The 22,932-nt window shown below is 45.6% G+C and carries 21 protein-coding genes; 15 read left to right on the forward strand and 6 right to left on the reverse strand.

All coding sequences use genetic code 11. From position 1 onward, the window contains the following. Positions 1-6: 6 nt before the first annotated feature. The 3 genes from ACK28X_RS05965 to ACK28X_RS05975 form a co-directional block, all read right to left on the reverse strand. On the reverse strand, positions 7-2,301 hold the full coding sequence (locus ACK28X_RS05965) for a 3-hydroxyacyl-CoA dehydrogenase NAD-binding domain-containing protein (RefSeq protein ID WP_412057501.1): 2,295 nt from the start codon (positions 2,299-2,301) through the stop codon (positions 7-9). 1 nt (position 2,302) lies between these two features. Next, positions 2,303-3,424, reverse strand: a complete 1,122-nt coding sequence (locus ACK28X_RS05970; RefSeq protein ID WP_412057502.1) for a thiolase family protein — start codon at positions 3,422-3,424, stop codon at positions 2,303-2,305. Positions 3,425-3,859: 435 nt separating this feature from the next. Beyond that, on the reverse strand, positions 3,860-4,849 hold the full coding sequence (locus ACK28X_RS05975) for an NAD(P)H-dependent flavin oxidoreductase (protein ID WP_412057503.1): 990 nt from the start codon (positions 4,847-4,849) through the stop codon (positions 3,860-3,862). A 375-nt stretch (positions 4,850-5,224) separates the two neighbouring features. Here ACK28X_RS05975 and ACK28X_RS05980 point away from each other — a divergent pair, with 375 nt between their 5' ends. From ACK28X_RS05980 to ACK28X_RS06050, 15 genes are all read left to right on the forward strand, one after another. Further along, positions 5,225-6,865, forward strand: a complete 1,641-nt coding sequence (locus tag ACK28X_RS05980) for an ABC transporter substrate-binding protein (protein ID WP_412057504.1) — start codon at positions 5,225-5,227, stop codon at positions 6,863-6,865. 45 nt (positions 6,866-6,910) lie between these two features. Continuing rightward, positions 6,911-7,831: an oligopeptide ABC transporter permease OppB gene (gene oppB, locus ACK28X_RS05985; protein WP_412057505.1), complete on the forward strand. Its 921-nt coding sequence runs from the start codon at positions 6,911-6,913 to the stop codon at positions 7,829-7,831. A 13-nt stretch (positions 7,832-7,844) separates the two neighbouring features. After that, positions 7,845-8,747, forward strand: a complete 903-nt coding sequence (locus ACK28X_RS05990; RefSeq protein WP_412057506.1) for an ABC transporter permease subunit — start codon at positions 7,845-7,847, stop codon at positions 8,745-8,747. An 11-nt stretch (positions 8,748-8,758) separates the two neighbouring features. After that, a complete protein-coding gene (locus ACK28X_RS05995) occupies positions 8,759-9,748 on the forward strand; it encodes an oligopeptide/dipeptide ABC transporter ATP-binding protein (protein WP_412057507.1) in 990 nt (329 codons plus the stop codon). Next, positions 9,745-10,791, forward strand: a complete 1,047-nt coding sequence (oppF, locus tag ACK28X_RS06000) for a murein tripeptide/oligopeptide ABC transporter ATP binding protein OppF (protein WP_412057508.1) — start codon at positions 9,745-9,747, stop codon at positions 10,789-10,791. Before ACK28X_RS05995 ends, oppF begins: the two co-directional genes overlap by 4 nt. 128 nt (positions 10,792-10,919) lie before the next feature. After that, the gene (locus tag ACK28X_RS06005) at positions 10,920-12,179 is read left to right on the forward strand and encodes a glutamate-5-semialdehyde dehydrogenase (protein WP_412057509.1); all 1,260 of its coding nucleotides are present in this window, start codon (positions 10,920-10,922) and stop codon (positions 12,177-12,179) included. Then, on the forward strand, positions 12,158-12,805 hold the full coding sequence (locus ACK28X_RS06010; RefSeq protein ID WP_412057510.1) for a nicotinate-nucleotide adenylyltransferase: 648 nt from the start codon (positions 12,158-12,160) through the stop codon (positions 12,803-12,805). The genes ACK28X_RS06005 and ACK28X_RS06010 overlap by 22 nt, the downstream gene beginning before the upstream one ends. Positions 12,806-12,948: 143 nt before the next feature. After that, on the forward strand, positions 12,949-13,371 hold the full coding sequence (rsfS, locus tag ACK28X_RS06015) for a ribosome silencing factor (protein WP_412057511.1): 423 nt from the start codon (positions 12,949-12,951) through the stop codon (positions 13,369-13,371). Between the two features lies 1 nt (position 13,372). Continuing rightward, on the forward strand, positions 13,373-13,855 hold the full coding sequence (gene rlmH, locus ACK28X_RS06020; protein WP_412057512.1) for a 23S rRNA (pseudouridine(1915)-N(3))-methyltransferase RlmH: 483 nt from the start codon (positions 13,373-13,375) through the stop codon (positions 13,853-13,855). Between the two features lie 156 nt (positions 13,856-14,011). Then, a complete protein-coding gene (locus tag ACK28X_RS06025) occupies positions 14,012-15,226 on the forward strand; it encodes a murein hydrolase activator EnvC family protein (protein WP_412057513.1) in 1,215 nt (404 codons plus the stop codon). Further along, complete coding sequence (locus tag ACK28X_RS06030; protein ID WP_412057514.1) at positions 15,223-16,548, forward strand: S41 family peptidase; 1,326 nt, start codon at positions 15,223-15,225, stop codon at positions 16,546-16,548. The genes ACK28X_RS06025 and ACK28X_RS06030 overlap by 4 nt, the downstream gene beginning before the upstream one ends. A gap of 43 nt (positions 16,549-16,591) precedes the next feature. Then, positions 16,592-17,098, forward strand: a complete 507-nt coding sequence (locus ACK28X_RS06035) for an RNA pyrophosphohydrolase (RefSeq protein ID WP_412057515.1) — start codon at positions 16,592-16,594, stop codon at positions 17,096-17,098. Between the two features lie 93 nt (positions 17,099-17,191). Beyond that, the gene (locus ACK28X_RS06040) at positions 17,192-17,749 is read left to right on the forward strand and encodes an invasion associated locus B family protein (protein WP_412057516.1); all 558 of its coding nucleotides are present in this window, start codon (positions 17,192-17,194) and stop codon (positions 17,747-17,749) included. 384 nt (positions 17,750-18,133) lie between these two features. Next, positions 18,134-18,427: a YggT family protein gene (locus ACK28X_RS06045; RefSeq protein ID WP_412057517.1), complete on the forward strand. Its 294-nt coding sequence runs from the start codon at positions 18,134-18,136 to the stop codon at positions 18,425-18,427. Beyond that, a complete protein-coding gene (locus ACK28X_RS06050) occupies positions 18,424-18,738 on the forward strand; it encodes a DUF167 domain-containing protein (protein WP_412057518.1) in 315 nt (104 codons plus the stop codon). Before ACK28X_RS06045 ends, ACK28X_RS06050 begins: the two co-directional genes overlap by 4 nt. A gap of 110 nt (positions 18,739-18,848) precedes the next feature. Here the strand turns inward: ACK28X_RS06050 and ppa are convergent, their stop codons facing one another. The 3 genes from ppa to mgtE form a co-directional block, all read right to left on the reverse strand. After that, on the reverse strand, positions 18,849-19,379 hold the full coding sequence (gene ppa, locus ACK28X_RS06055; protein ID WP_412057519.1) for an inorganic diphosphatase: 531 nt from the start codon (positions 19,377-19,379) through the stop codon (positions 18,849-18,851). 38 nt (positions 19,380-19,417) lie between these two features. Then, the gene (typA, locus tag ACK28X_RS06060) at positions 19,418-21,244 is read right to left on the reverse strand and encodes a translational GTPase TypA (RefSeq protein WP_412057520.1); all 1,827 of its coding nucleotides are present in this window, start codon (positions 21,242-21,244) and stop codon (positions 19,418-19,420) included. 178 nt (positions 21,245-21,422) lie between these two features. Beyond that, positions 21,423-22,799 (reverse strand): magnesium transporter, encoded by a 1,377-nt coding sequence (gene mgtE / locus ACK28X_RS06065; RefSeq protein ID WP_412057521.1) that lies wholly within the window; start codon positions 22,797-22,799, stop codon positions 21,423-21,425. Positions 22,800-22,932 lie beyond the last annotated feature (133 nt).

Below are 22,932 nucleotides of genomic sequence, written 5' to 3' on the forward strand. Positions count from 1 at the left end.
TTCCTTTTAATTACGTAAGGGTTTGCCGGTTACCAACATATGTTTTATGCGCTCTTGTGTTAAAGGCAACGTAAAGAGGGTTACGCAGGCTTCCCGTTCTAAGGTTGTGATATCAGTTTCGTTTAGGGGGGTGAGGGGGTCGGTTTTACCGCCTGTCAGGATATCGGCAAGTGCGCCGCCCACTACGCCGTCATGAGCGCTTGCGCGTCCAGCCAAGAATTCTCCTTTGATAACGTTGCGAATCAGAGCGGCACCCGATGGCCCAGCAAGAGCGAACGTTGGTGGTTTAGGTGCGGTGTAATCTTGTGCAAGCGATAGCGCTTTGGCCTTGGCATCGGCGATAAGACGACTACGGTTCATTGTAATGCCATCGGAGGGTTGCAGATAACCAAGTTTTTTAGCATGGAAAGCGCTAGTTGAGACTTTGGCTAAGCCGATAAGGTCAAAAGCTGCCATTGCCGGAGCGAGAGGGCCGTGCGGCGCTCTAGGATTGTTAGCAAAGCGCCATAACATTTCCTTACAACCGCCCCAACCAGGTACTATGCCAACGCCCACTTCGACAAGCCCCATGATAAGATCTGCATGAGCTTGAATGGCATCGCAATGCAACAGCGCTTCACAACCGCCGCCTAGCGCTACACCGCAAGCCGCACCTACCACTGGAAAAGGTGCATATTTAAGGGTTTTAAAAGTAGCATGGCCTTGATCAATGGAGGCACGGATGGCATCAACCCCGCCTTTTGCGACGCTTTCTAAGAAAAGTCTCAGATCAGCGCCTGCGCTAAAGACCGGCCTATCACTGCCGATTACCAAAGCACGGAAATCCTTTTTACACCGCTCAATGGCTTGTTCTAAGGCCTGCATTATTTGCGGATTAAACGTGTTCATTTTTGTTTGTAGTTCAAAACAAGCGACTCCATCGCCTAGATCCCACAAGGCTGCACTTTCCCAAGAGGTGACGGGTTTATGTGCTAATTTTAGGTCATTAAGCAAAAGAACGCCTGGGTTTTTTGCAATAGGCGTAATTGTTCCATTGGGTAGAAGTTGGGAGCGAGTACCGTTAATAATATGGTAAAAGCCATCTTTTTCAGTTGCGAGTTGTAGATAGGGCGGGATAGGAAGTTTATGGCTTTTTAAATGCTCTTTTAACCAAACTGCGCCTAATTTATCAATGAGTTCAAAAGGTCCCCATTTCCAGCCATAGCCTGTTCGCATTGCTTCATCGATAGCGTCGGGCGTATCAGCAATTTGGGGAACAAGAGCCGCGGCATAGGAAAGAGTTTTTTCCATTACAACGCTAGCATATCGGCCGCCAAGACCTGTATGCTCCATTAAAGCACGGGGAGAGCCGCCAGATTCTTCAAGGCTTTGTGAAGAAACGGGTCTTTGCGGGCGGTAATCGCCTGTTTTGAGATCCGTCACATCACGTGATTTGCGATCGGGTGAGAGGCGCACAAAGCCTGCACCACTTTTTCGCCCCAAGCGATTTTCCGCAATCATCCGTTTAAGCAGGGGGGGCTCAGCATCGTAATCTTTGATTGGGTCACCCTCTGGGGTTGCTTTCTGAAGGCTATGCAAGGCCATGGGAGCAAGATCAATTCCCACGAGGTCAAGCAGGCTGAAAATACCAGTGCGCGGAATGCCAAAAGGTTTACTGATTACGGCATCTGCTTCTTCAATATCAAGACCTAAGTTGATTGCTTCATTTTGTGCTACAACCATCCAATAATTGCCAATGCGGTTGCCGATAAAACCTGGCGTGTCTTTGCACAGAACCACGCTTTTACCCAAGGCATGGTCAGCAAATTTACGAATTGCGGTTACAATGGCAGGCTTTGTGGTTGGGCCAGAAACGAGCTCTAGCAATCGCATAATGCGAGGTGGGTTGAAAAAGTGTGTGATCAAAAAATCTTGGGTGAAGCTTTCAGGAAGGCCTTTTGTAAGAGCGCTTAAAGGGATGGTAGATGTATTGGAAGATACGATAGAATTCGATTTACGGATTTCTTCAATTTGTTTATAGAGTACTTGTTTGATTTCTAACTTTTCTGCTACGGCCTCAATAATCCAATCGGCATTGGCGATAAGGCTTAGATCTGTTTTACTTGAACCTGTACGCACCCTTTTTGCAAAACTTGGGTCCATAAACCCATTGTTTTTCACTTGGCGTGCTACCCCTGCTTCGGCAAATTTTGTCTCTATATCAAGAAGGATTACACGAACACCAGCGTTAGCAAGGTGGGCAGCGATTGCTGAGCCCATAACGCCAGCGCCAATTACTGCTGCTTTTTGAAATGCGCTCATATTAGGCAACCTCCAGAACCATAGCGATTCCCTGACCGCCGCCGATGCATTGGGTGGCAAGTCCATAACGCCCGCCTTCACGCTTAAGAAGCGCGGCTGCCTTGCCTACGAGGCGCGCCCCCGTGGCACCTAATGGGTGGCCAAGAGCGATGGCTCCACCATCTTGGTTAAGGCGGCTTGGGTCGATATCAAGATCTTGGCAACAAGCGAGTACTTGTGCGGCAAATGCTTCATTCATTTCGATAATATCTAGATCCGCAACGCTAATGCCCGCTCGTTCAAGCGCTTTGCGGCTGGCGGCGACGGGCCCTATGCCCATAATCTCTGGTGCGCAACCAGAAATTGCATAGCTTTTAATTTGGGCAAGTGGGGTGAGATTATGGCGTTTGAGAAACGCTTCTGAACAGACCAAAGTGGCGGATGCGCCATCAGTAAGCGGCGATGCATTACCCGCTGTGATTGACCCATCAGCTTTGAAGGCAGTTTTGAGACCTGCGAGTTGTTCAGCATCGCTCTCACGTGGGCAACCATCCGCTTTCACGTCCCCGATGGAGATAATTTCATCGTGCAATCGTCCTTGAGAGCGAGCTTTGATAGCTTTATTTTGGCTCTCAAGTGCGAAACTATCTTGCTCTTCACGAGAAATACCATAGCGTGTTGCAAGATTTTCAGCCGTAAGCCCCATATTGAGCACGGCAAGTTGCAGTTCATCGCTCCACTGCGGGTTGGGCATAGGGTTGAAGCCCGCCATTGGTACACGACTCATGCTTTCTACGCCGCCTGCGATAATGGCATCGCCTGCCTGCATGGCAATGGCACCAGCAGCCATTTGGATAGCTTGCATAGATGATCCACACCAGCGGTTGACGGTGGCTCCTCCAATGGATTGAGGCAAGCCGGCGGCCAGTACAGCACAACGGGCGATATTAAGCCCTTGTTCTCCTTCAGGGAAGGCGCAACCGAGATTTACATCTTCAATAAAATTTGGGTCTACGCCCGAGCGCTCAATTAAGGCTTTGATGACATGCGCGATAAGATCATCCGGCCGTATCCGCGCTAGTCCACCGCGCTGCGCGGGTGTAAAAGGACTCCTTAGATAATCAGCGATGTAAATTGCGGTCATTTCTTTCTCCCAATGTAATGGCATGCGTTTGTTTTACGGCTTAATTGCTATTTATGCCTTTTTGTAAAGGGCGTTACTTGCATGTCTATATATGATTACAAGTCAACAATGCGCTTACCCGTGTAGAGTCACGCGTAATGGCAAATATTAGAAATAAAATATTAAGACAAAAAAGTAATTTGCCCTAAATTTTCTGCATCATGACCTATGTATATGAGAATATTTTTATAGGGTCAGTGTTTTTTAATTTGATATTTTTTATGTCATGGATTTTTATCACGAAAGCTTCCTCCGTTGCTTTGTGTAGGCATGTAATATGCCATGTATTATTCTAAGCACGTTTTTTTTGTTTGTCTAGGGTGCATCCTGTAAAACATTTGTTACTTTTCTAAAAAGAACATATTAAGACATAAAATATTACGGAAATATAGAATTTCAATGGGGTATGGAGGTACTATAACTTTGAAGACGAGTGATAGCAGATTCGGCTTCTTCCCCTAAGCGGTTGATGATGGTGGCCAAGGGCTCTACTTGCGAACAAAAGGCCACTGCTTGGCCAACCGATAGAACGGCTTCTTCAGTATTGCCTGTCTCATAGGCAAGGCGGCCGCGCTTGCCTGAAATGAGAGGAAGAAGGCGTTTGATATCGCCAGGGCTTTCTTTTTCAATAGCAAGAATTTCTGGTACAAGGCGGTTATGCAAAATGCGTAATGTATTGGATACGCTTTGCATGATAAGGGCGGTGTCGGTATGATCGGCCTCAATAAGGCGCCGTTTATAGGCAGGATGGGCTTGGATTTCTTCGCAAACAAGAAAGCGTGTGCCTATTAATACCCCATCGGCGCCTAGCGCTAAGGCGGCAGCTAGCTGTGCTCCAGAGCCAATGCCGCCACCGATTACAAGAGGGATAGTGATTTTGCGGCTTGCTAGCGCGCCTTGGACTATGGTTCCTACGAGTTCTAAGCCTGGGTGGCCGCCCGCTTCGGCACCGATTAATGCAATGGCATCAACTCCCTCAGCTTGGGCGCGCAAAGCATGGCGTAGGGTAGGAACCTTATGGATAACGAGCACCCCTCCTTCTTTTAAGCGGGCTAGATAGGGAGCGGGGTTGCGGCCTGAAGTTTCAACAAAATTTACTGATTCTTCTATGATCACCGCGAGGATTGAGGGAATAGCATCATCTCCTATGAGTTTGGGAAGCATGGAAACATTGACGCCGAAGGGGCGATCTTTGCACAAAGCGCGGGTGCGGCGAATAGCTGTGCGTAAACTAGTAAGGTCGGGGAAGCTGGCGGCCGTGAGAAAACCTATAATGCCCGCGTGCGCAGCGCTTGCCACATATTCAGGGGTAGCAAGCCATTGCAAGCCCCCAGCAATGATAGGATAGTTAATGCCAAACATTTTCGTTATGCGGGTATGGATCATTCATTTTCTCCAAAATGGGGGGCGTAGGATGCTGTGGCGAGGGGATTAAAGGGCGTATCCTAAAAAACGCAACGAAGACGCTTTATTACGGTAAAGTTGTACTTATTCTTCTGTTTGGATGTTGATATTGGGATAGACTGTGATTGCTTGTCAAGGCCGTGCACATGTGATGATCCGCTGCTTTATGGCAGGCTGACTAGGTTGATTAGCCGGGGATAAATAGTGTTATGGAGGCCTTGCTAAGGGAGTGTTGGTAATGATATATATTTTTTGGATAGGAATTTAGGAGGTAAAGAGCAAAAAAGGTTTTATATATTATCAGGAAAAGTTGCGACAGAGCACGTTTTAGTTGATTTTACAAGATGGGAGGAAAATATGCAAAAGCATTTAAAGAGCGGTTTTTATATCGCAGGTCTTTTTGGAACAATTTTGGGTGGGGGGCTTGGCCATGCTTTGGCGGCGCATGTGCCCGATGGCGTTGTTTTGGCCAAAAAACAGGTTTTGGTGCGCAATAATGACGGAGAGCTACAAGGTTTAGACCCTGCTAAAGTAGAGGGAGTACCAGAAGATGCTGCTTTGAGTGATCTTTTTGAACCCCTTACATTGAGCGGCCCAGAGGGCGAGACAGAGCCTGGGGTCGCCGAGCGGTGGGAGACAAAGGATTTTAAAGAATGGGTGTTTTATTTACGTGAGAATGCCCGATGGTCAAATGGCGACCCAGTGACAGCGCATGATTTTGTTTATGCATTGCGCCGTCTTGTCGACCCTAAGACAGGCTCACCCTATAGTAGCTATTTGGGTTATGGCCATGTTCTAAATAATGAAGCGATTTTTACAGGCAAGAAGCCACTTGAATCTTTGGGTGTGGAGGCTTTAGATGATAGACGTTTGGCTTTTCACCTTGAAGAGGCTACCCCCTATTTGCCGAAATTATTAAGTCATATATCGACAGTCCCTGTCCCGAAGAAAATTATAGAGAAATATGGAGATGCTTGGACTCAGCCTGGCAAGATGGTAAGCAATGGGGCGTATCGTTTAAAAGAGCGGGTACTGAATGAGAAATTGGTTTTTGAGCGTAACCCTTATTATTGGGATAATGTTCATACAGTGATTGATCAAGTGACTCTTTTACCTATTGTTTCCGGGATTACTGGGGTGATACGGTATCGCGGTGGGGAAATTGATGTGGGTGCAACGGGTATACCAGTCGCCCAATATAACTCTTTGCGTAAAGAGATACCCAACGAGATTAAAAGCGGCCCTTTTTTATGCACTTATTATTATGAGATTAATAATAAAAAACCACCTTTTAATGACCCGCGGGTGCGCGAGGCTTTGAAGATTGGCTTTGACCGCGATATTATTGCTTTGCGGGTGGTAGGGCAGGGCAGAAAGCCGGCTTATAGTTATTTACAGCCCGCTGTGAATGGGGCTGTTGTAGAAAAGCCTGATTGGTATGCAAAAATGGATCAAGCGGCGCGCAACCGCAAAGCCAAAAAGCTCTTGGCCGAGGCGGGGTATGATGAAAAGCATCCATTGAATGTTGAAATATCATACAATACTCTTGAAGATCATAAATTGATTGCAAGTGCTATTGCCTCTATGTGGGGTAAAAATTTGGGCGTGCAGGTGAAATTGACGAATGATGACTGGAAGACTTTCCTTGATCGTCGCCATAGCGGCGACTATCAGGTGGCGCGTGCAGCTTGGTGCGCCGATTATAATGAACCTTCTGCGTTTTTAAACACGATGCTTTCAAATAGCACAAATAATACGGATTTCTATAAAAGCAAAGAGTTTGACGATATTATGGCTCAATCTAGCCGTGTAAAGAGTGAAGAAGAGCGAACCAAACTTTACACGAAAGCGGAGCAGATTTTGGATAAGGATTCAGCAATCATTCCCATTTATTATTATGTGCTTAACCGTCTAGTAAAACCCTATGTCGGTGGATACGCAGTGAATAATCCATTAGGGCACATGTATACGAAAGATATGTATATCATAAAACACTAAATTATTGATAGAAGTATTTATCTAGTAACAGAGTGTGAGTGTATTATGATTAAATATATTGCTTATCGCATACTGCAAGCGATTCCTACCCTATTTATTATTATAACCTTATCGTTTTTTCTGTTGCGCTTTGCGCCAGGAAGCCCTTTTTCTGGGGAAAGGGTTTTGCCCCCTGAGGTAATGGCGAATATTGAGGCTAAATATGGGTTTGATCAGCCGCTTTATAAGCAATATATGGACTATCTTATACGCCTCGCCCATGGAGATTTTGGACCGTCTTTTGTGTATAAGGATCAGACGGTGAATGACCTTGTGGACGAGGCATTTCCGGTTTCGGTTAAGTTGGGAACCATTTCTTTTATTATTGCGACCTTTATTGGGCTTTCGCTGGGGATTTGGTCAGCTTTGCGGCAAAATACGTGGGTGGATTATACGGTTACGATCGTTAGCATGCTTGGCGCTGTGATCCCCACTGTAGTTTTGGGGCCGGCTTTGATTTATCTCTTTACTGTTTATTTGCGCGTTCTACCCGGTGGCGGTTGGGATGGCGGTGATTTTCCACATCTTGTGATGCCTGTTATTGCCTTATCGGTTGGCTATGTTTCTATGACGGCGCGGGTGATGCGGGGCTCTATGCTAGAAGTTATGGGTAGTAATTTTATTCGTACAGCGCGGGCAAAGGGCATCCCCTTCCGGCATATCGTTTGGCGCCATGCATTGCGCCCGGCTATTCTTCCGGTGGTTGCTTTTTTAGGGATGGCCTTTGTCTTCATTATCACTGGTGCATTGGTTGTGGAAAATATTTACTTAATCCCTGGGATGGGGCAGATTTTTGTGACATCTTCAACTAATCGTGACTATTCGATGGTGATGGGCTTGACCATCATTGTCGCGGTTTTGGTGATTATCTTTAATGTGATTATTGATATTATCTATGCTTTTTTAGATCCACGCATTCGTTATTAAAGGGTATATTATCATGGAAGCGAAAACCTTGGTAGAAGTCAATTATAATGCAGCAGGGGTGGATGTTAAAGGCCGTAGTTTTTTTCAAGATGCTTGGCGGCGATTTTCTTATAATAAGGCATCCGTTATTAGTATTTATATTTTAATCGGGGTGATCTTTTTCGCGCTTATCGTGCCGATACTTTCTCCCTTTTCTTTTGATGAAACCGATTTCGGATTGATAGCTGTTGCGCCGAGTTGGTCTAATGCCCACTATTTTGGCACCGATTTGACTGGGCGTGATTTATTGGTGCGGGTGGCGCAAGGGGGGCGCGTGTCTTTGGCTATAGGACTTGCTGGTGCTCTGTGTATCACCTTTATTGGCCTTGCTTATGGGGCTTTAGCGGGCTATTTAGGCGGGGTTTATGATGCGATCGCCATGCGCATTATTGAGATCCTCGAATCCCTACCTGGTTTGATTATGATGATTGTGATGGTGAGTATCCTAGGGCGGAGTACTTTTGTGCTTTTTTTAGCAATTGCGCTCACTTCATGGACAAGCACAGCACGTATGGTGCGCGGTCTGACCTTTTCTCTTAAACAAAAAGCATTTATTGAGGCGGCGCGAACGGTTGGTGTTTCTAAGATAGGGATTGTATTACGCCATATTGTCCCTAACGTTTTGGGGCTTGTTATGGTAAAAGCGTCGTTTTTGGTTCCTTCGGTTATTTTGGCAGAATCCTCTTTGAGCTATATTGGGCTTGGGGTGCAAGAACCTTTTAGTAGTTGGGGGGGGTTGATTAGCGATGGAGGGCAGATGATTGAAGGGGCGCCTTGGGTATTGTTTTTCCCTTCGCTTTTTCTAACAATTACTTTGTTTTGTTTTGTCTTTATCGGCGATGGTTTGCGCGATGCGCTAGACCCTAAAGAATATTAAGGGAGGGGCGTATGCTGGAGAACCAACATAACTCAGCTTTGTTAAGTGTGAGAGGGATGAGTGTTTCCTTTAAGGTTCCTGATGGTGAAGTGGAGGCCGTTAAAAACTTAAATTTTGATTTAAGGGCTGGTGAGACTTTGGGCATTGTTGGGGAATCGGGGTCGGGAAAGTCGCAAACAGCTTATGCTTTAATGGGCCTTTTGGCTAAGAACAGTTCTGTGACAGGAGATGCAGTTTTCCAAGGTAAGAATATTCTCACTTATAGTGAAAAACAGTTTAATACCATTCGAGCTAAAGAAATCTCAATGATTTTTCAAGACCCGAGTACTTCGCTCAATCCTTACGTGAAAGTAGGTAAGCAATTGATGGAAGTTCTGATGCATCACCGCTCTATGGGGAAAGCAGCCGCTTTTGAAGAGGCGTTGCGTATGTTGGATGCGGTAAAAATACCTGAAGGCAGGCGGCGAATGAATATGTATCCCCATGAATTTTCAGGTGGTATGTCGCAAAGGGTGATGATTGCCATGGCTCTTTTATGCAAACCTAAATTATTATTAGCTGATGAGCCAACTACAGCCTTAGATGTAACGGTGCAAGCGCAAATTATAGCGCTTTTGAATGAATTGAAGAGGGATTTCAATACTGCTGTTATCCTGATTACCCATGATTTAGGAGTTATTGCAGGTACATGCGATAAAGTTTTGGTGATTTACGCCGGAAGTACGATGGAGTATGGTAAGGTGGAAGATATATTTTACCGCCCTACCCATCCTTATACTTTAGGTCTCTTGAAGGCGGTGCCACGGGTGGATGAAAAGCAGGAGGCATTGATTACTATCCCTGGCAGCCCGCCTAATCTTTTGCATCGGCCTGCGGGGTGCTCTTTTTCACCACGCTGTCCGTTCCAGCAAGAGCGTTGTACGCAACAAGTACCACTGCTTGAAGCTTTCCAAGTGGATCGCTTACGCGCATGTCATAAACCTGTGGAGACATTTCAATGATGAATGCGGGGAATAAGGACGCGTTTTTGGATGTTAAAGATTTAAAGGTACATTTTAAGGTGCGTCAGGGGGGCGGCTTATTTGGGGTTACTAAATATGTAAAAGCGGTAGATGGTGTGTCCTTCTTTCTTAAAGCGGGCGAGACTTTAGGTGTAGTAGGAGAGTCAGGTTGCGGGAAATCTAGCCTTGCACGGGCAATTCTTGGCTTGGCTGAAGCGCAAGCTGGTGAGGTGGTATGGACTGGGCAAAACCTCTTAGGTTTGAGCGCCCGCGAATGGCAGCTTATTCGCCCCGATATACAGATGATTTTCCAAGACCCTCTAGCTTCGCTTGATCCACGTATGCCAATTGGAAAAATTATTGCTGAACCTCTGAAGACTCATCGCCCCCATTTATCGAGAAAAGAGGTGAACCAAGAAGTTGAAAAAATGATGGAACGGGTAGGGCTTTTACCTAATTTAATTAACCGCTATCCACACGAATTTTCTGGTGGCCAATGTCAGCGGATAGGCATAGCAAGGGCCTTGATTCTAAGACCAAAATTGTTGATTTGTGATGAGCCTGTTTCGGCCCTTGATGTGTCAATCCAAGCCCAAGTAGTGAATTTGCTCAAAGAGATACAACATGAAATGGGATTAGCGATTTTATTTATTGCTCATGATTTAGCGATCGTCCGGCATATTTCTGATCGTCTTATGGTGATGTATTTGGGGAATGTTGTAGAGATGGGGGATTGTGAAGAGATTTATAGTTCTCCTACGCACCCTTATACGCGTGCGCTTATGACGGCGGTGCCGATTCCCGACCCTCGTAAGGAGCGTCACAAAGAGATTGAGCTTTTGCCAGGTGATTTGCCTTCGCCGATTGATCTGCCTTCCGGCTGCGTTTTCCGCACTCGTTGCCCCTTAGCTGATGACCATTGCGCTGAAGTCAAGCCCGAACTGGTCGGGCATCATCAACACCAAGTGGCGTGTTTAAAAACAAAGGCGCCAGCCAGCGTATCTACTTTGTCGACGATAGCGCGAGGCCATGTTTCGCACTGATAGTGAGGAAGGTTTTGGTTTAAGGGTTTCCTTATTAGGTTCTTGTCTTTATAAGTCTGTAGTGCTCTAATGGCTGTGGATATCGCGATAATGTTTTATAGAAAATGCTAAAGGGGAGGGCGGTAGGTATGAAGGATTTGCGGGCTTATATGCGGGGGATAGGAGCAAGGGCGCGAAGTGTTGCTGCTGTTTTAGCGCTAGCGCCTACTGAGCAGAAGGATGCGGCGCTTTTGGCTATAGCCCGTTTGCTGGAGGTGCATCAAGAAGATATTTTGGCTGCTAATGCGCGTGATTTTGCGAAAGCGCAAGAAAGCGGCCTTAATGTAGCAGGTCTTAATCGGTTGCGCTTGGATGCGGGTGGTATTTTAGGTATGGTTGCAGGCTTGCGAACTATTGCTGGTTTGGACGATCCGGTTGGTAAAGTAATGGCAGCGTGGCAGCGCCCAAATGGTTTAGAAATCACACGTGTGCGAACTCCGCTGGGCGTTGTGGGGGTAATTTATGAGAGCCGTCCGAATGTGACGGCTGATGTGAGCGCGCTTTGTTTAAAGTCAGGAAATGCAGTAATTTTGCGCGGGGGATCAGATTGTTATTATTCATCATTAATGATCCACCATTATATAAGTGTTGGTTTAGAAGAAGCAGGCTTGCCAAAAGAAGCAATCCAAATGGTAGAAAGTACTGAACGTCTTGCGGTGGGCGAGATGTTGCAAGGATGCGGCGGAGCAATTGATGTTTTGGTGCCACGCGGGGGAAAAAGTTTGGTATCTCGTGTGCAGAAGGAAGCGCGGGTGCCGATTTTTTCTCATTTAGAGGGTTTGTGTCACATCTATATCGACGCATCAGCTGATGTGAATATGGCGCGCCGGGTAGCGGTGAATGCTAAATTGCGCCGACCAGAAATTTGCGGAGCAATGGAAACACTTTTAATTGATGTGGCTGCTATGAAGAAATTTATCCCTGTTTTAGAGGCTCTTGCAGCAGGGGGATGCGAAATCCGCGCTTGTTCGCAGGTGCGGACTTATTTCCCTATGGCTATAGCTGCTACAGAGGATGATTGGTCTACGGAATATTTGGCGCCTATCCTATCCGTACGGGCGGTTGCAGGCGTAAAGGGGGCGATTGAACATATTTCTCGCTACTCTTCAGGTCATACGGAGGCTATTATAAGTCAGGATAAGGATTCAGTTGTACAATTTTTCCAACATTTAGATTCAGCGATTTTGTTACATAATGCATCTACACAATTTGCTGACGGGGGAGAATTCGGCTTTGGCGGTGAAATTGGTATTGCAACTGGAAAAATGCATGCGCGGGGGCCGATTGGGCTTGAACAATTGACAACGTTTCAATATCAGGTGCATGGGTGCGGACAGATACGGCCGTAGGAAGGGCAGATCTTACTTTGTATGCTCATAGGCCGCCTTACGCCCCGCCAGGCGCGGTAGTAGGGCTTTTTGGAGGCTCATTCAATCCACCTCATGCAGGGCATGTTCTGGTGGCGAAAACTGCTTTGCGTGTTTTGCGGCTTAAGCAATTGTGGTGGATGGTTAGTCGAGGAAACCCTTTGAAGGACCATGGAGCCTTGGCATCTTTAGAAGCGCGTATGGTAGCAAGTTGTGCTCAAATATGTCATCCCAAAGTGCGAGTGACAGGTTTTGAAGCTGTGATCGGAAGTCATTATTCCTTTTCAACGCTTGTTTATCTTAAGCAACGCTACCCTCTGATACGTTTTGTATGGATTATGGGAAGTGATAGTTTAGCAGAGTTTCACCATTGGAAGCAGTGGCAAAGAATTATTGAGATGGTGCCAGTGGCAATTATTGATCGCCCCAGTACGCCTATGGCAGCCTTATCATCCCCTATGGCACAGCGCTATCAAAAATTTCGCCTACTGTCTAGACAAGCGCCGCTTTTAGGCTTTTTAGAGCCGCCTGCGTGGGTATATCTTTATGGCTCTCGTTCAAACCTTTCTTCTAGTTTGTTGCGCGATGAGGCTTGGATGAGGCGCTGATCATCTTGAAAAATGGGGGCGTTTGTGTCATATTATAAAGTGGGTAGCTTGTCCGTAGGCGTGGTTGCTGATGTGCCATGCGCAGGATTGTGTGTGATAATATGTTTTAAGTATTGGTAAAGAGGTTCACACTGAAAATCAATTTGCATTCTTTAGAGGCACTTGAAGTGCAACCATGGCGCGTGGATGAGATCGCTCCTCCTTTTCTTATATCAGATCTTTTGCAAGTAATCACAGCGGGTCTTGAGGACGCACAGGCTGAAGATATTCTCTCTATCCCTCTTCTTAATCATTCGGCCTTAGCAGATTATATAGTGATTGCTACGGCGCGTTCAACCCGACATTTACAAGCGACCGCTGATCAAATGCTACATCTTTTAAAGGAAAAAGGCGCTGGGACAGCACGTGTTGAAGGGCTGGAGGGGGGCGATTGGGTGCTGATTGATATGGGCGATATTATTCTTCACCTTTTCCGTGCTGAGATACGCGAATTTTACAATTTGGAAAAAATGTGGTCTTTGCCTGATAATGAGATATTAGAGCCTTTTATTCGCGAGGTTCTCTAGAGTGAATATTATGATATTCGCTGTGGGGCGGATGAAAAAGGGGCCTGAGCAGGCTTTGGCTGAGCATTATTTTGCACGCTTTTTGCAAGTTGCACCTTCGCTAGGTTGGCGGTTTGGGGGTCTTTATGAAACGCCTGAGAGTCGCGCGGCTACTGCTTTTTTGCGAATAGCAGATGAAGGCCAGAAATTATTAAAAGCCTTGCCGGAGCGCGGTAAATTGATCCTTCTGGATGAGAAAGGCAAATCGCTTACATCGCCTGCTTTTGCTAAGTATTTGGCGCAATACTGTGATGAGGGAACGCGCCATTTGACGATTGTTGTAGGGGGTGCTGATGGGCATGGAGATGCCATGCGTCAAAGGGCCGATATGGTTTTATCGTTAGGGGCGATGACATGGCCACATCAGATTGCCCGTATTCTTCTAGCAGAACAATTATACCGTGCCGCAACTATTTTGACGGCCCATCCCTATCACCGTAGCTAAGAAAACTTAATATCATACACTCTGGGTGATATTTTGGTGGTTAACTTCGTTTTAGCGAGTGAGCGTTAGGATGCAGCCAAAGGAATGTGATGTATGTAAAGGGATGCGGTGAAACAACAAGGCAGTTTTTTGATAAGTAGGGTCGTCCTTTTGATTATGATCGCGGGGAGCGTCGAGTGCAGTACAGCACCACTTTATGTAAGCGCGGCTGTTGAAAAGCGCGATACGCAAACTAGTGAAGAAGCCGTGGAAAAGACGTTAGCGGATATACGCCATAATATGATGCTTTCGCAAAGCCGTATTCATGCTTTAGCAGTGCAGGTGGATAGGCTTAAAAAAGATCAACACACCATGACTCAAGCTTTGATTGCGGCAGCCAAAAAGGAAAGGATGGCCACGGATGCTATTGGTAAAAGCAGTAAAAAGCTTGCTACGCTTTTAGCTGAAAAGGCTGCAACACAGCGAGAATTTGGTGATCATCAAGCAGAGTTTGCGGAAGTTTTGGCGATATTAGAGCGGATGGGATTAACCCCGCTACCAGCTATTTTCGTGCAACCCGATGATGCTTTGGAGGCGGTGCGGAGCGCAGGGCTTTTAGCATCGCTCATACCAGATATGCAGGCGCAAACTCAAATTTTGCTAGGCACTTTGAAAAAACTCAGCCAATTAAGTGATTCTATAGTTCAAGAGGTCAAAGAGCTGCAAAATGAAATGCAAGAACAGCGTGAACAGCAAGAGCATTTAAAGTTATTATTAGCACAAAAGGCTAAATTACAACAAGCGTCTGAGGCAGAATTAGCGCAACAGCGCCAAGCAAGTGTTGCTCTTGCGCAAAAAGCTACCTCCTTGCAAGATTTGTTGAACGAATTAAAACGTCAAGAAAGTGAAGTGGATGAAGCGTCGCCCTTGGCATCAAATTTGCAATTGGCCGCCCATTTGCACTTCGAAGCATTAAGAGGACGGTTGAGACGCCCGGTCGCTGGTAAGTTGGTGGCTCATTTTGCGGGAGATGAAGATTATTTTCAGCAAGGTGAGACAATAGAAACAGAGCCTAACGCACTTGTGAGCGCGTTTAGCGATGCTTTAGTGGTATTTGCGGGGCCCTTCCGTTCTTATGGGCAATTGGTGATTTTACAGGTGGGGGATGACTATTATGCGCTTTTGGCAGGTATGAAAATACTCTATGTGACCGCTGGTCAATTTATACTCAGTGGTGAGCCAATAGGTAGGATGCCCGTTGAAGTTCCATTGCAAGGTGTTAAATTGGATATAGGAAAAATTGCACCAATGCTTTATGTTGAATTGCGTAAAAATAGCAAACCTGTCAACCCTGCTTATTGGTGGGAAAAAGGGGAAGAAGGAAGTAAATGATTCGTAATTGGAAAATTTTATTTGCTGGAGCCCTTTTGGGTATAGCAACGACAGGCCTTATACAGTATTGCGCTGCTAATAATGATAATGATGTTTATAAAGAATTATCTCTTTTTGGTGATGTATTTGAGAGGGTGCGTGCCCAGTATGTGACTGTTCCTGATGATAAAAAGCTTTTAGAGAATGCTATCAAAGGCATGGTAACCTCTCTTGATCCCCATTCAGATTATTTGAATAAGGAAGAAGCAGAAGAGCTTAATAATTCCACAAAAGGGCAATTTGCAGGCATTGGTGTGGAAATCACTATGAGTGATGGAGTTTTAAAGATTGTCTCGCCTATTGATGACAGCCCTGCAGCGAAAGCGGGGATGAGAGCTGGTGATCTGATTATAAAAATCAATGGTGAGGAAGTGAAAGGCCAGAGCCAATACCAAGCAGTGAGTAAGATTCGCGGCCAAGCGGGGAGTGAACTCGTTCTTACTATTAAGCGTCCCGATGTGAAGGAGCCGTTTGATGTGACTTTAAAACGCGCCTTAGTTTCAGCAAAGGTGATAGAGTACCGTTTAGAGAGTGATATTGGTTATTTGCGAGCAATCAATTTTTCTGAGCATACTGTTAAGGATTTGCGCGCGGCAATTAAGGATATCCAGTCTAAGATCCCCGCAGATAAGTTGAAAGGCTATGTTTTGGATTTGCGCAATAACCCTGGCGGCCTATTAGATCAAAGCGTTGGGGTCGTGGATTTATTTTTAGATGGCGGCGAAGTGGTTTCTACGCGCGGACGGGATAAGAAAAACGCTTTGCGGTTTAGCGCTAAACTTGGTGATAGCACGGGCGGTAAGCCGCTTATTGTGCTGATTAATGGCGGTTCTGCAAGCGCTTCAGAAATTGTAGCGGGTGCTTTACAAGATCAGCATCGGGCGACTATTGTTGGTACACGCTCTTTTGGCAAAGGGTCTGTGCAGAGTGTGATTCCACTTGGTGATAATGGGGCTTTGCGCTTGACGACAGCGCTTTATTATACCCCTGCGGGGGTATCTATCCAAGGTACCGGTATTCATCCCGATATCGTTGTGAAGCAACCCTTACCTCAAGAATATGCAGATTATGATACCAAAAGGGGCGAGTCCGATTTGCGGGGGCATATAAAAGGGGCTCGTGAGGATCACCAAGGCTCTGGTTCGTCTGATTATGTGCCCCGCGATGAAAAGGAAGATGTACAATTAAAAATGGCCTATGCTCTTTTGCATGGAGAGGCTAAAAATCCAGCCTTTCCTGCACATGCGCCGCAACCTTTAACTGGAAAAGTGGTAAAAAAATAGATGGAATGGGGTGTATTCTTTGGGCCAAAGTGAGAAGCATCATATGCATCAAGAACGAGAAAAACATAACCTTCCCTACCGTCCTTGCGTAGGGATTGTTGTTTTTAATAAGGATGGCCATGTTTGGGCGGGGCGGCGCGTTCTTCCTAGAGGTGGAGCGGTTTTACCATTATCTTCTTTGTGGCAAATGCCACAGGGTGGCATTGATGTGGGCGAGACCCCCTTCCAAGCGGCAAAACGTGAACTATATGAAGAAACAGGAATCGTGTCGGTGGTACATATGCGAGAGGTGGAAGATTGGTTATTTTATGACTTCCCTGATGAGGCTCGCACGAGTCCACGTACTTGTGCGTATCAAGGACAAAAGCAGAAATGGTTTGCCTTTGGATTTGTAGGAGAAGAGAGTGAGATTTCTATAGCCCCTATTTCAGGCCATGAAGCAGAATTTGACCAGTGGCGATGGATGAATTTGCAAGATTTAGCTACAATGGTGGTGCCATTTAAACGCCGCGTTTATGAAAGATTAGTGAATGAGTTTTCAGGTCTTTAAGTATATTACGCTTATGTTTATAGATCCTTTGCATTTACTATAATTCTCTGTTATAGAGATTTCGATAGAATACTAAGCCAATAAGGATATAAAATGAAAAAATTATTCACTTTATTTACAGTTGCCGCAACTATGTCTATAGTTTCTCCTGTTGTGGCTCAAACGGCAAAAGAAACTGCTTCTGCTGTAAATGAAAGCTTGCCAAATGGGGCTTCTTCACTTTCTGAATCTTATGGCCTATGGACAGTGACTTGCGGTGTTCGTGAGGGCAAGAAGCATTGTTCTATGGTACGCCAAGAAATGAATGCGCAAAATCAGCCTGTTGTGACAATGGAAATTTCTGCTAATGCAGCAGGGGATCTTTCAGGGGTTTTGGTTGTGCCTTTCGGGGTTTTGGTCACCAAGCCTGTACGCTTTCAGGTGGATGATGGAAACAGCGTGATCAATAGTAGCGTTCGTACTTGTGTGCCTGGTGGTTGTATTGTCCCTGTGGCTTTTGACAAAACTACCGTTGCAGCATTGCGCGCTGGTAAGCGCTTGAAACTTTTTGTGACCTCTGCAGCTAATGGAGAGCCAACCATTGATAATATGTTTGTACAATTGAATGGCTTTAGCAATGCACTGAACCGTTTGAGCGCTTTGCAAAAATGATTTTGTTTTAAATTATCAACGCACATCTGCGCTGGTGGATGTGCGTTTTTTAGGGCATAAAAAGTTTTATTTATGGCTCTATAATGCGGGTTCGGTTGATCAGCTTAATGAAGATCATTGAAGGCTGTAATCGCTACTTCGCCTTTGCTTGTAAAAAACGCGTATAAGGCTTTTTATCTTATCCCTTCTGGGCAAAGCCTTTATTGCAGCCCCCCTATCTATCTATTTAAGACTGGACATATTACTGAGGTAACCTTTATATGAAAGCCGCTTATGGTGATTTTCATAGGTGTGTCATCTATTGATTGGCCGCTTATAGGCGAGCGATGAATGGAATGTTTTATCGTAAAATAAATGGATTTATTAGGGGGGAATGAGGATTGAATGATTTACGCGCTCCTTTCTGGTGTTGATACGGTTTTAAACCTTTATGTCATTATTTTAATCGCCAATGTGGTATTTTCTTGGTTGTATAGCTTTCAGATTATAAATCCGTATAACAAAATTGTTCGATTGATCGGCCGTTTCCTCTACCAAGCCTGTGAACCTATTTTGATGCCGATACGGCGGATATTGCCTGATCTAGGGCCAATTGATATTTCACCAATGGTGGCGTTTTTTATTATCCATATCTTGCGTATTTTTATGTGGCGTATTTATGCGGGGTTTTATTTTTGAAGCCTAACTTCTATCGCATCAACGGGGAGCAATTAATCATTTGCATTAGGTTAACCCCCAAAGCGTCACAAAACGGCCTTGGTGGTGTGGCTTACGGCACTGAGGGTAAAGCCTATCTTATAGCGAGGGTACGAGCAGTGGCTGAAGATGGTAAGGCTAATAAGGCGCTTTTACAATTGCTTTCTAAACAATGGAAACTGCCGATAACCACATTGACTCTTGTGAGCGGCGCTACTGCGCGTTATAAGCAAGTAAGGCTTACAGAATGGGATGAAGTTTTATTAAACCGCCTTTCTTTACTAGCTAAATAGAGATTATTGAGACTCATGGAAGGCGGTTGGGTATTAGTCTAAAAATATAGCCATGCCAGTTAATAACGGCATGGCTATATTTTATTTCTTGCGGGTTTTAGGGCAAGGATTTAAGCTTTTTTGGCCCGCTGAATGGCTTGTTTAATCAACTCCCGGGCAAAATCTTCATCTCGCCAGCCATCAATCTTTACCCATTTTCCAGGCTCTAAGTCTTTGTAATGTTCAAAGAAATGCTCGATCTGTTTGCGCGTAATTTCAGGCAGTTCTGTGTAATCGTGGATGTTGACATAACGTTGAGTCATTTTTGGGCTCGGCACCGCTATGATCTTTTCATCTTGACCACCATCATCTTCCATGATCAAAGCCCCAATTGGCCGTACATTAATTACAGATCCTGGCAAGAGCGGACGCGTATTGCATACTAGTACGTCAATAGGGTCACCATCTTCCGATAAAGTGCCTGGGACAAAGCCATAATTGCCAGGATAGACCATAGGGGTATGCAGAAAACGATCAACGAAGAGGGCACCCGATTTTTTATCCATTTCATATTTTATGGGTTCACCACCGATGGATACTTCAATCACAACGTTGACATCTTCTGGTGGGTTGTTGCCAATTTCTATTGCATCAATATTCATTTGCTATCCTTTCAAAAACGGTTGGTGATCATAACACTCTAAATAATACCCGCTCCACGGGATTTTCCAAAACGCTTGCGTTCATTGGGGTCGAGGTAGAGTTTGCGCAGGCGAATATTTTTGGGTGTGACCTCAACGAGTTCATCGTCTTGAATCCATGAAAGGGCGCGTTCTAGGGTCATTTTGATTGGTGGGGTAAGCTTGACGGCTTCATCTTTCCCGGCTGCTCGAATATTGGTGAGTTTTTTACCCTTGAGCACATTAACCTCAAGGTCGTTATCACGTGAGTGGATGCCGATAATCATTCCTTGATAAACTTTGACACCAGCATCAATTACCATAGGGCCTCGATCTTCAAGATTAAACAAGGCATAAGCCACCGCTTCGCCATTGTCGTTAGAGATCAATACGCCATTAACACGGCCTGCAATCTCGCCTTTATAAGGTTCATAGGCATGGAATAGCCGGTTCATAATGGCTGTTCCGCGTGTGTCAGTTAATAATTCGGATTGATAGCCGATAAGGCCGCGGGTGGGAGCATAAAAAACCAAACGTACACGATTGCCACCAGAGGGGCGTAATTCGACCATTTCGCCCTTACGTTCAGACATTTTTTGCACCACTGTGCCTGAATATTCTTCGTCAACGTCTATTACAACCTCTTCGATAGGTTCAAGCAAATTGTCATTTTCATCCTTATGCATGACAACACGTGGCCTCGAAACACTTAATTCAAAGCCTTCACGACGCATATTTTCAATCAGAACAGCTAATTGTAACTCTCCGCGTCCAGAGACATAGAAAGAGTCTTTGTCAGCGGATTCTTCAATTTTGAGAGCAACATTCCCTTCAGCTTCTTTCAATAAGCGGTCGCGAATGACGCGGCTTGTGACCTTATCACCCTCGGTTCCTGCGAGCGGGCTATCATTGACTAAAAAGCTCATTGTAACGGTTGGTGGGTCAATGGGCTGGGCGGCTAAGGGCTCAACAACTGATGGGTCACAGAAAGTATCAGCGACGGTACCTTTTTGTAAGCCTGCAATGGCAATGATATCGCCTGCTACACCTTCTTCTACAGCTTGGCGCTCAAGTCCGCGAAAGGCTAAGATCTTTGAGACACGCCCTGTTTCTAATATTTTTCCATCTTGCCCCAAGACTTTAATAGTTTGATTGGGTTTGACAAGACCCGAGTGGATGCGCCCAGTGATGATTCGGCCAAGAAAGGGGTCTGCTTCTAAAATAGTCCCGATCATCCGGAAGGGACCTTCAGCCATTTGAGGCGCGGGTACATGGCGCGTTACAAGGTCGAATAGAGGGGCAAGGCCGTTTTCTTTCGGGCCATCGGGGCTTTCTGCCATCCAGCCATCACGCCCTGAGCCGTAGAGAATGGGAAAGTCCAATTGCGCATCATTGGCATCAAGGGCGGCAAAAAGATCAAATACTTCATTGATCACTTCATCAGCACGGGCGTCAGGGCGATCAATTTTATTGATAGCGACAATGGGGCGTAAACCTACTTTTAAGGCTTTACTCACTACAAATTTGGTTTGTGGCATGGGGCCTTCAGCGGCATCGACCAAAACAATAGCACCGTCCACCATACTTAAAATGCGTTCAACTTCACCACCAAAATCGGCGTGCCCTGGGGTGTCAACAATGTTAATACGCGTGTCTTTCCAAACTACTGATGTGGCTTTGGCCAGAATGGTGATACCGCGCTCTTTCTCGATATCGTTGGAATCCATCATCCTTTCGCTTGTGCGTTGGTTATCACGAAAGTTACCGGATTGTTTGAGCAGTCCATCAACGAGGGTGGTTTTGCCATGGTCAACGTGGGCAATGATGGCAATATTGCGCAATTGCATAGATTTTTCTTTTCATAGCTGGAATTTCATCAAAGATAGGGAGTCCTATCTCGTTTCTTAGTTTTCTTTTACAGGCTTTTTTAGGCTTTTAAAAGGGGTGAGGTCATATGAAAGAACCAAAAAGAAAGGGGGTGGTCTTAAGATGCCCCCTTTTTGTGGTAATACGAACCTTTGCAATCTATAATAAGGTGCCGGAAAGGATGAGGGCGGCCACGGAAAAATAGATAACAATTCCTGTTACATCAACCAGTGTGGCGACAAAGGGTGCTGATGCACTGGCGGGATCAAAACCCAAAGATTTGAGGATAAAAGGTAACATAGAGCCAGCAAGGGAGCCAAAAACTACGATGCCAATAAGCGTGCAACAAATGGTGAGGCCGATCAAAAACCAGTGCTCTCCATAGTCATAAATCCCCAATTTTTGCCAAGCGATGATCCGAACTATACCGATTATTCCAAGCATGGCCCCAAGGGCAGCGCTAGTAGGGAGTTCTCGCAGAGCGACCCGCCACCAGTCTTTTAGTTTTAGTTCGCGTAACGCTAAGGCTCGAATGATAAGTGAGGTGGCTTGTGAGCCGGAATTCCCGCCTGAGCTCATGATAAGGGGAATGAAAAGCGTTAGGACAATGGCTTTTTCTAGTTCATTTTCATAATATTGCATGGCGCTCGCAGTGAGCATTTCACTAATAAATAAGATCGCCAACCAAACACCGCGTTTTCTGATCATATCAAAAAAGCCGATTTGCGTATAGGGGCGGTCAGGCGCTTCCATACCCCCGAAGCGATAAGTGTCTTCGTTCATTTCTTCGGCCATAGAGTCGAGGACATCATCCACTGTGACAATGCCTATAACGTGGTGGCGGTCATCGACAACTGGAACCGATAAAAGATCGTGGCGGCGAAACAAACGCGCCACTTCTTTTTGATCTGTTAGGGGAGAAATGGTAATGGGTTCGCTGGTCTTTGCTGCTTGTAATACGCTATCGTTTAGGTCTGCCAAAATCAGATTGCGTAAAGTTACCGCCCGAAGCAAGGTGCTATTTTTAGGGTCGATTACATAGCTTGCATAAACTGTCTCTCGTGTGCGTTCAACCTTGCGAATATGGTTAAGGGTTTCTCCTACCGTCCAATTGGCTGGTACAGCGATGAATTCAGTGGTCATTAAAGCGCCTGCGGTATGGTCAGGATAACTACTGAGCTTTTTTAATTCAGCACGGGTAAGCGGCTTGAGTAAAGCGAAAAGCCGTGTTCGTACTTCTTCACTGAGTTCTTGGAAAACATCTACTGCTTCATCGGCGGACATACCATCTAGGATTTCAACCGCTCGTTCAATGGGTAATAGCCCTAGAATTTCCGCGCGTTGGAAGAGTTCTTGTTTATCAAAAAGCTCAACTGCATAGTCTAGCCGGAGAATATGAAAGAGGTTTATTCGCTCTTCGAAGCTTATACTATTAATGATATCAATCGAGTCAGCAAAATGCAAACTGCTCAAACGTTCGGCAAGCGCCTCAGCAGCTAGCTTTTTGGTCTCGAATGAAATTTGGGTTCCAGCCATGATATGGTTCCTTTTCTCAGTTTTAAAGGAGCAAATATGAAGGGGCAGCGCGGCTTATTGAGAGGTCATGGTATCATTTGTTTAGAAAAGTCAAGCCTTAAATTAATGTTATATTTGTTTTTTATAACGTTGA

It is taken from the genome of Bartonella sp. DGB2 (assembly GCF_046843095.1).
Taxonomy (GTDB): Bacteria; Pseudomonadota; Alphaproteobacteria; order Rhizobiales; family Rhizobiaceae; genus Bartonella.

Excerpts from the sequence above, each read along its gene's own strand:
- ACK28X_RS05965 (WP_412057501.1), bottom strand. The coding sequence starts at position 2,301 with ATGAGCGCATTTCAAAAAGCAGCAGTAATTGGCGCTGGCGTTATGGGC.
- ACK28X_RS05970 (WP_412057502.1), bottom strand. The coding sequence starts at position 3,424 with ATGACCGCAATTTACATCGCTGATTATCTAAGGAGTCCTTTTACACCC.
- ACK28X_RS05975 (WP_412057503.1), bottom strand. The coding sequence starts at position 4,849 with ATGATCCATACCCGCATAACGAAAATGTTTGGCATTAACTATCCTATC.
- ACK28X_RS05980 (WP_412057504.1), top strand. The coding sequence starts at position 5,225 with ATGCAAAAGCATTTAAAGAGCGGTTTTTATATCGCAGGTCTTTTTGGA.
- oppB (WP_412057505.1), top strand. The coding sequence starts at position 6,911 with ATGATTAAATATATTGCTTATCGCATACTGCAAGCGATTCCTACCCTA.
- ACK28X_RS05990 (WP_412057506.1), top strand. The coding sequence starts at position 7,845 with ATGGAAGCGAAAACCTTGGTAGAAGTCAATTATAATGCAGCAGGGGTG.
- ACK28X_RS05995 (WP_412057507.1), top strand. The coding sequence starts at position 8,759 with ATGCTGGAGAACCAACATAACTCAGCTTTGTTAAGTGTGAGAGGGATG.
- oppF (WP_412057508.1), top strand. The coding sequence starts at position 9,745 with ATGATGAATGCGGGGAATAAGGACGCGTTTTTGGATGTTAAAGATTTA.
- ACK28X_RS06005 (WP_412057509.1), top strand. The coding sequence starts at position 10,920 with ATGAAGGATTTGCGGGCTTATATGCGGGGGATAGGAGCAAGGGCGCGA.
- ACK28X_RS06025 (WP_412057513.1), top strand. The coding sequence starts at position 14,012 with ATGATCGCGGGGAGCGTCGAGTGCAGTACAGCACCACTTTATGTAAGC.
- ACK28X_RS06030 (WP_412057514.1), top strand. The coding sequence starts at position 15,223 with ATGATTCGTAATTGGAAAATTTTATTTGCTGGAGCCCTTTTGGGTATA.
- ACK28X_RS06035 (WP_412057515.1), top strand. The coding sequence starts at position 16,592 with ATGCATCAAGAACGAGAAAAACATAACCTTCCCTACCGTCCTTGCGTA.
- ACK28X_RS06040 (WP_412057516.1), top strand. The coding sequence starts at position 17,192 with ATGAAAAAATTATTCACTTTATTTACAGTTGCCGCAACTATGTCTATA.
- ACK28X_RS06045 (WP_412057517.1), top strand. The coding sequence starts at position 18,134 with ATGATTTACGCGCTCCTTTCTGGTGTTGATACGGTTTTAAACCTTTAT.
- ppa (WP_412057519.1), bottom strand. The coding sequence starts at position 19,379 with ATGAATATTGATGCAATAGAAATTGGCAACAACCCACCAGAAGATGTC.
- typA (WP_412057520.1), bottom strand. The coding sequence starts at position 21,244 with ATGCAATTGCGCAATATTGCCATCATTGCCCACGTTGACCATGGCAAA.
- mgtE (WP_412057521.1), bottom strand. The coding sequence starts at position 22,799 with ATGGCTGGAACCCAAATTTCATTCGAGACCAAAAAGCTAGCTGCTGAG.